We start from the raw sequence: 5,506 nt of genomic DNA, 5'->3' as shown, positions 1-5,506 counted from the left end.
TGGTCACCGACGGCCGCGCCACCAGCGGACCGGACGCCGTCGACCGCTCGCACCGCGCCGCCCGGCTGTTGAACGAATCCGGTGTGGACAGTGTGGTGGTCGACTGCGAGACCGGACGGATGCGCCTGGGCCTGGCCGCCCGGCTGGCCGAGCACCTCGGCGCCGAACACGTGCCGCTGGGTGAGGTCCGCGCCGACGCCCTGGCCGGTGCGGTGCGGCAGCGCACCGGACCGACGGAGAACGACACCCGACCCCACGACACCCGGAGGAGTGCCTGATGCCCAAGGGACAGCCGGAGACCGTGCCGGACGACGGCCTGACCACGCGGCAGCGCAGGCACCGCCCGATCCTCGCCGTGCACACCGGTGAGATGAAGGGCAAGTCCACCGCCGCGTTCGGCATGGCGCTGCGCGCGTGGAACCAGGGCTGGGACATCGGCGTGTTCCAGTTCGTCAAGTCCGCGAAGTGGCGCGTCGGCGAGGAGTCCGCCCTGCGCACGCTCGGCGCGACCGGCGAGGGCGGCAGCGTCGAGTGGAACAAGATGGGCGAGGGCTGGAGCTGGGCCCGCAAGAAGGGCACCGAGGACGACCACGCCGCCGACGCCCGCGAGGGCTGGGCCGAGATCAAACGCCGGATCGCCGAGCAGCGGCACGACTTCTACGTCCTCGACGAGTTCACCTACCCGCTGCACTGGGGCTGGGTCGACGTGGACGACGTGGTGGAGACGCTGCGCGCCCGCGAGGGGCGCCAGCACGTGGTGATCACCGGCCGCCGGGCGCCGCAGGCGCTGCTGGACTCCGCCGACCTGGTGGCGGAGATGTCCAAGGTGAAGCACCCGATGGACGCCGGGCAGAAGGGTCAACGGGGGATCGAGTGGTAGCCCGGATCGTCGTCGCCGCACCCGGCTCCGGGCACGGCAAGACGACCGTCGCCACCGGCCTGATGGCCGCGCTGCGCGAACGCGGCGTCGCGGTGTCCGGGCACAAGGTGGGCCCGGACTTCATCGACCCGAGCTACCACGCCGTGGCCACCGGCCTGCCGCCCCGCAACCTCGACCCGTTCCTGCAGGGCGAGGACCGGCTGGTGCCGTTGCTGCGGCACGGTGCCCGCGCGGCCGAGGTCGCGGTGATCGAGGGTGTGATGGGCCTGTTCGACGGCGCCCTGGCCACCGAGGGCTACGCCTCCACCGCGCACGTCGCCAAGCTGGTCTCCGCCCCGGTGGTGCTGGTGGTGGACGCCAGCGCGGCCAGTCGTAGCGTGGCGGCGCTGGTGCTCGGCTTCGCCCGCTACGACCCGGACGTCGAGCTGGCCGGGGTGATCCTGAACAAGCTGGGTTCCCAGCGCCACGAGGACGAGATCCGCGCGGCGCTGGAGCCCACCGGCATTCCGGTGCTGGGGGCGCTGCGGCGCGAGGAGGACGTGCACGCGCCCGGCAGGCACCTCGGGCTGGTGCCCGCCGGGGAACGGGCCGGGGAGGCCGGGAAGCTCGCGCCCCGGCTGGCCGAGTGGGTGCGCGGCGGGGTGGACCTCGACGCCGTCGTGCGCGCGGCGGGCACCGCCCCGGCGCTGCACGCGCCGCCGTGGAACCCGGCCGACGAGCTCGGTGACCTCGGCGGCGGGCGCCGGTCCGTGGTGGCCGCGGCGTCGGGGGAGGCGTTCACCTTCCGCTACACCGAGACCACCGAACTGCTCGACGCGGCGGGGGTGGACGTGGTCGACCTGGACCCGATCCACGACCGTGCCCTGCCGGACGGCTGCGCGGGGCTGTATTTCGGGGGCGGGTTCCCCGAGGTGCACGTCGCCGACATCTCCGACAACGCCGAACTGCGCGGGCGGGTGGCCGCCGCGATCGCGGGCGGGATGCCGGCGGTGGCCGAGTGCGCCGGGTTGCTGTATCTGTGCCGGGAGCTGGACGGGCAGCCGATGGTGGGCGCGCTGGACGCCACCGCCCGGATGACCACGCGTGGCGCGCTGGGCTACCGGCGTGCCACCGCGCCGACCGACTCGGTGCTGGCCGGGACAGGGGAGCGGGTCACCGGACACGAGTTCCACCGCACCGTGGTCGAACCCCGGCACGGCGCCCCGGCCGCGTGGAAGTGGGACGGCGAACCGGAGGGCTTCGCCACGCCCACGCTGCACGCCTCGTACCTGCACGTGCACTGGGCCGGGCATCCCGGCCTGGCCCGCCGGTTCGCGCAGGCGGTCCACAATGGATGAACTGGTCGACGGTGAGGTGGAGTACGACCTGCACCACCACGGCGACCGCGAGGTCGGTGACGGGCTGGTGGACCTCGCGGTCAACGTGCGGCTGGCCGAACCACCCGGATGGCTGCGCCGCGAACTGGCGGCGTGCCTGACCGACCTGGCTGCCTACCCGGACGTGCGCGGCGCCACCGACGCGGTGGCCGCCCGGCACGGGCGGGAGACGTCCGACGTGCTGCCCACGGCGGGCGCGGCCGAGGCGTTCACCCTGCTCGCCACCGCGTTGGCCCCGCGCGAGGCGGTGGTGGTGCACCCGCAGTTCACCGAACCGGAGGCGGCGCTGCGCGCGGCCGGGCACCCGGTGCGGCGGGTGACGCTGGACCCCGCCGACGGCTTCGTGCTGCGCCCGGAGGCCGTGCCGGACAGCGCCGACCTGGTGTTCCTCGGCAACCCGACGAACCCGACCTCGGTGTTGCACCCGGCCGAGACTCTGCGGGCGTTGGCACGGCCGGGCCGGGTGCTGGTGGTGGACGAGGCATTCCTGGACGCCGTGCCGGGGGAGCCGGAGAGCCTGGCGGGCGAGCGGCTGCCCGGGGTGGTGGTACTGCGCAGCCTCACCAAGACGTGGGGCATCGCGGGCCTGCGCGCCGGATACGTCCTCGCCGAACCGGAGCTCGTCGACCGACTGCGGGCGGTGCAGCCGCCGTGGTCGGTGTCCACCCCCTCGGCCGTGGCGCTGACCGCGTGCAGCCGCCCGGCAGCGCTCACCGAGGCCGAGACCCTGGCCGAGCAGGCCCAAAACCACCTCGCCGACCTGATCGACGGCCTGCGCGACCTGGCCGATCTCGGCGTCGAGGTGCCGGGCACCCCGCGCGGCCCCTTCGTCCTGCTGCGCGTCCCCGACGGCGCCCGCGTCCGCCACCGCCTGCGCGAGGAGGGCTACGCCGTCCGCCGCGCCGACACCTTCCCCGGTCTCGACCCCGACTGGCTCCGCCTCGCCGTCCGGCAGGACATGAACCCGTTCCTCAAAACCCTCCGCACCATCCTCGGCGGCTGACCCACGGGGCCGGTGGTGTGCCGTGAAGGGCACCTTCCCTGCGTGTGACGCCGTGAGGGGCACATTCACTGCACTCAACGCAGCGAATGTGCCCCTCACGGCACACCCGCCCCTCACGCCGGGGAAGGGGCGAGGGGCGGTGGGGTCCATTCGGCGGGGGCGGTGACGGCGCGGGTGGTCCACTTCGGGGGGACGCGGCGGAGGGCGGCGTTGCGGACGGCGACCAGGGCCGGGTTGCGCAGCCGGTTGCCGAGGGCGCCGGTGCGGGCCGAGGTCCGCACCAGGCGTTGTGTGCGGGGCCTGCGCTGCCGGTCGTAGTGCGCCAGGGCGGCGGGGACGTCGTCCGGCTGCGCGAGCGTGGCGGCGAGCACGACGGCGTCCTCGAGGGCCTGGCAGCCGCCCTGCCCGAGGAACGGGGTCATCGCGTGCGCGGCGTCGCCGAGCAGCGCCACCCGCCCGCGCACGTAGCCGGGCAGCCTGCGCCGCAGCACCCGCAGGTCGTGGTGCAGGATCGCGTCGGTGGGGGTGGCGTCGACGAGCGTGCGCACCGACGCGGGCCAGGCACGCAGCCGGGACCGCAGATACGCCTTGACGTCGTCCGGGCTCTCGCCCTCCGGCGCGACGAACGAGGCGTACCAGTACAGGCGGCCGTCGGCCAGCGGCACGGTGCCGAACTCCGTGCCCGGACCCAGCGTGACGCCGAGCGGCACGTCCGTCCGGGGCCGGGTGACCGCCCGGAACGCGGTGTAACCCGCGTAGGCGGTGTCCGCGTGCCCCGGCCACAGCGCCGCGCGCACCCGGCTGCCGAGGCCGTCCGCCCCCACCACCAGATCCGCCCGCACCGTGCCGCCGTCCCGGTACGTCACCGCGCCGTCCGCGGTCACCGAGACCACTTCGGTGCCGGTGCGCAGCGCGTCGTCCGGCAACGCCGCGCGCAGGATCTCCACCAGCCGTGCCCGGTGCACCCCCACGAGCGGGCGACCGAGCCGACGTTCGAACTCGGCGCCGTCGATGCGCGTGATCGCCCGGCCGTGCGGATCACGCAGCCCGCCGGATTCCTGCGGGGTCAGCAGCGGCCGCAGCTCCTCGCCCACGCCGAGTTCGTCGAGGGCGCGCAGCGCGTTCGGCCACAGCGTGATCCCGGCCCCCACCTCGGTGAGTTCCGGTGCCCGCTCGGCGACGGTGACCCGCCACCCGGCCCGCCGCAGCCCCACCGCCGTGCTGAGCCCGCCGATCCCGCCGCCGACCACGATCGCGTCCGGCACGTCGCCCCTCCCCTTGGTCCACACCTGCCAGGGGGTCAGCCTACGACCGCGGTCGCCGCGGCGAGATAGACCAGGATGGACAGCAGGTCCTGCACCACGGTGGCCAGCGGCCCCGACCCGTACACCGGGTCCACCCCGAGCCGGGACAGCAGCCACGGCAGCACCATCGCCACCACGGTCGCGATCGAGCACGCCGCCACCAGCGCGACCCCCACGGCGACGGCGACCCGCCCGTCGCCCCACACCCACAGGGTCAGCGCCGTGGCCGCCACGGCCAGCGACACGCCGATCAGCAGGCCGGTCACCAGCTCCCGCACGGCCACCCGCCGCACCGGCACGCCGACGGAGAGCCCGCGCACCACCAGCGTCTCGGTCTGCGTGCCCACCGCGTCGGCCAGGTAGACCACGGCGGGCACGAAGAACGCCAACAGCACCTGCTGCCGCAGCACGTCCTCGAACGCGCCGACCACCCCGGCGGACAGCATCGCGCCGAGCAGCCCGACGAGCAGCCAGGGCAGCCGGTGCCACAGGCGCCGCCGCACCCGTTCCCCGCTGGCGGCCCGCGCGGCCGACGCGGTGCCGAGGAAACCACCGAGCCGGGCCAGGTCCTCGTCGTGCTCGGCGAGCAGCACCGCCATCAGCCGGTCGGGCGGCACGAGGCCGTGGAAGCCGCCCGCCTCGTCCACCACCGGCAGCCCCGGTTCACCCCGGCGCACCGCCGTCCACGCGGCCACCTCCTCGTCGGTGCCGGGAGCCACCACCGGGGGATCCGGGTCCATCACGTCGGTCACCGTCGTCCCCGGCGCGGCGGCCAGGAGTCGCTCGATCGTGGCCAGTCCGGCCAGCCGCCCGTCCCGGCACACTGCCACGACGGCGGCGCTGTCGAACCGCCGCCCGCGCAGCCCGGTGAGCACGTCGTCCACCGGCTCGTCCGGCCGCGCGGTGGGAACGGCGCGGGTGGCGTGGGCGGCGGCGGTGCCGA

General features: G+C 75.4%; 5 protein-coding genes and 1 pseudogene. 4 read left to right on the top strand and 2 right to left on the bottom strand.

The features are described from left to right. The 4 genes and pseudogenes from SACPADRAFT_RS25905 to cobC all read left to right on the top strand — a co-directional run. Positions 1-278, top strand: a pseudogene (locus SACPADRAFT_RS25905) (hypothetical protein); the annotation flags it as partial. Continuing rightward, the gene (gene cobO / locus SACPADRAFT_RS0206375; RefSeq protein ID WP_007026285.1) at positions 278-880 is read left to right on the top strand and encodes a cob(I)yrinic acid a,c-diamide adenosyltransferase; all 603 of its coding nucleotides are present in this window, start codon (positions 278-280) and stop codon (positions 878-880) included. The pseudogene SACPADRAFT_RS25905 and the gene cobO, both read left to right, overlap by 1 nt. After that, positions 874-2,217, top strand: coding sequence for a cobyrinate a,c-diamide synthase (locus SACPADRAFT_RS0206370; RefSeq protein ID WP_007026284.1), 1,344 nt, complete (start codon positions 874-876; stop codon positions 2,215-2,217). The genes cobO and SACPADRAFT_RS0206370 overlap by 7 nt, the downstream gene beginning before the upstream one ends. Continuing rightward, on the top strand, positions 2,210-3,259 hold the full coding sequence (gene cobC, locus SACPADRAFT_RS0206365) for an Rv2231c family pyridoxal phosphate-dependent protein CobC (protein WP_007026283.1): 1,050 nt from the start codon (positions 2,210-2,212) through the stop codon (positions 3,257-3,259). Before SACPADRAFT_RS0206370 ends, cobC begins: the two co-directional genes overlap by 8 nt. Positions 3,260-3,372: 113 nt before the next feature. Here cobC and SACPADRAFT_RS0206360 read toward each other — a convergent pair whose 3' ends face one another. Both SACPADRAFT_RS0206360 and SACPADRAFT_RS0206355 read right to left on the bottom strand, forming a co-directional pair. Continuing rightward, on the bottom strand, positions 3,373-4,524 hold the full coding sequence (locus SACPADRAFT_RS0206360) for an FAD-dependent monooxygenase (protein WP_007026282.1): 1,152 nt from the start codon (positions 4,522-4,524) through the stop codon (positions 3,373-3,375). A 35-nt stretch (positions 4,525-4,559) separates the two neighbouring features. After that, a partial coding sequence (locus tag SACPADRAFT_RS0206355) for a magnesium transporter (RefSeq protein ID WP_028662268.1) occupies positions 4,560-5,506 on the bottom strand: 947 nt, incomplete at its 5' end.

The sequence above is a fragment of the Saccharomonospora iraqiensis subsp. paurometabolica YIM 90007 genome (assembly GCF_000231035.2).
Lineage (GTDB): Bacteria > Actinomycetota > Actinomycetes > Mycobacteriales > Pseudonocardiaceae > Saccharomonospora > Saccharomonospora paurometabolica.
The sequence above is the reverse complement of the archived record's forward strand: the minus strand, read 5'-3'. Positions and strand labels throughout refer to the sequence as shown.

Bases quoted from the DNA above. Each gene is read 5' to 3' on its own strand.
- cobC (WP_007026283.1), top strand. From the start codon at position 2,210: ATGGATGAACTGGTCGACGGTGAGGTGGAGTACGACCTGCACCACCAC.
- cobO (WP_007026285.1), top strand. From the start codon at position 278: ATGCCCAAGGGACAGCCGGAGACCGTGCCGGACGACGGCCTGACCACG.